Source organism: Kitasatospora sp. NPDC096204 (assembly GCF_044763205.1).
Classification (GTDB): Bacteria; Actinomycetota; Actinomycetes; order Streptomycetales; family Streptomycetaceae; genus Kitasatospora.
This window is the reverse complement of record NZ_JBIWFT010000106.1, coordinates 1-1297: the sequence shown is the minus strand read 5'-3', so window position 1 is coordinate 1297 and position 1297 is coordinate 1. Positions and strand designations below refer to the sequence as shown.

Sequence of the window (1297 nt, the reverse complement as noted above, 5' to 3'; positions counted from 1 at the left end):
GCTCCTGACTTGTTGAATCGACTCCAGGCGCTCGGTCTGCAGCCGTAGCGTCCAGGGTGTCGGTCGGCACGGGCCCGCAGTGCTCCTTGCCGCCGCTGGGCTGGCTCTCTCATAGCGTGCCGCCGCCGGCCGACACCCGCGCGGTGTGGCTCGACAGAGGCATGAGGACGACACGGTGACTTCAAGTCAGGATGCCCACCGCACTCCCTCCCCGGTCCCGTCGAGTGCAAGGCCAGCCTGTGATCCTGATCGGTATCGACCCGCACAAGTCCTCCCACACCGCCGTCGCCGTCGACGCCGCTGGCCATCAACTGGCCAAGCGCCGGTTCGTTGTCAACGCCGGCACGTTCCGCCAGCTCATGGCCTGGTGCGAGCAATGGCCCGCGCGGCGCTTCGCCGTCGAGGGCGCGGGCGGGCTCGGCCGCTCGCTCGCCCAGCAGCTGGCGGCCGCCAGCGAGGACGTGGTCGACGTGCCGGCCACGCTCTCGGCGCGGGCCCGGCTGCTGGCCACTGGCGGCAACCGCAAGACCGACGAGGCCGACGCCCGCCACGTTGCCCAGGTCGCCCTGTTCCGCCCCGATCTGAGGCAGGTCGCCGCCGAGGACCAGACCACGATCCTGCGGCTGCTGACCGAGCGGCGCGACGACCTGGTCCACGAGCGCACCCGCGTTCTGAACCGGCTCCACGCCGTCCTGCGCGACCTGCTGCCCGGCGGCGTGGCCACCGGCTTGTCCGCCGACAAGGCCGCCGCCGCGATGAAGGGCATCCGCCCCATCACCGCCACCGACAACTGCCGTCGCGACATAGCCCGTGACCTGCTGGCCGACCTGCGACGGCTGGACCGACTGGTCAAGGGCAACGAGGTCCAGATGCGCGAGGCGCTGGCCGCGACCCGCACCTCGCTCACCAGCCTGCCCGGCCTGGGCACCGTGCTGGCCGCCAAGGTCCTCGGGCACGTGGGCGACGTCACCCGCTTCCCGACAGAGCACCACTTCGCCAGCTACACCGGCAGCGCACCGTTGGACGCTTCCAGCGGCAACAACGTCCGCCACCGGCTCAACACCGGCGGCAACCGGGCGCTGAACTCGGTCCTGCACGTCATCGCCATCGTCCAGATCCGTGACGGTGGGCGCGGGCAGGAGTACTACCAGCGCAAGATCGCCGAGGGGAAGACTCCGTCCGAGGCCCGCCGGGCCCTGAAGCGACGCCTGTCCAACGTGGTCTACCGGATCATGAAACGCGACCATCGCACCCAACTTGCCGCAGCAGCTTGACACACAGAGGCGCTATAAGGTCA

1 protein-coding gene is annotated in these 1297 nt (G+C 70.5%); it reads left to right on the top strand.

Annotated elements, in window-relative coordinates; genetic code table 11:
- Positions 1-239: 239 nt before the first annotated feature.
- Positions 240-1274 carry an IS110 family transposase gene (locus tag ACIQ87_RS40315; protein ID WP_402417255.1) on the top strand — a complete coding sequence of 345 codons (1035 nt, stop codon included), beginning with the start codon at positions 240-242 and terminating at the stop codon, positions 1272-1274.
- Positions 1275-1297: the final 23 nt, after the last annotated feature.